The 347-nt window shown below is 40.9% G+C and carries 1 pseudogene; it reads left to right on the top strand.

Features of this window, described 5'->3' with window-relative positions:
- Positions 1 to 109: 109 nt before the first annotated feature.
- Positions 110 to 347, top strand: a pseudogene (locus C1E99_RS02115) (relaxase); the annotation flags it as partial.

Raw genomic sequence — 347 nt, 5'->3', positions numbered from 1 at the left:
CATCTGATTTCTATGGAGCAGCTTCAAGGCTTAGGTCAAGGGATGGCAGAGCTGGTATCGGAAGTGGAGAAAGATTTTCAAATCAAGGCTGAACAGCTAAGGGATTTCTATGGTCATCACTAAGCATTATGCCACACATAGTCGAAAGTATCGAAAGAACCTAATTCGCTACATTCTCAACCCAGAAAAGACAGCCCAGCTCAAATTGGTTTCAGATTTTGGCATGAGTAATTACCTGGATTTTCCCAGTTATGAGGAAATGGTCAAGATGTATCAGGCCAATTTTTTGAATAATGACGGCTTGTACGATTCCAGAAATGACAGACAAGAAAAACGCCAACAGAAAA

The sequence above is a fragment of the Streptococcus suis genome (genome assembly GCF_002964045.1).
In the GTDB taxonomy this organism is placed as follows: Bacteria; Bacillota; Bacilli; order Lactobacillales; family Streptococcaceae; genus Streptococcus; species Streptococcus suis_U.
This window is presented reverse-complemented; position numbering and strand designations above follow the sequence as displayed.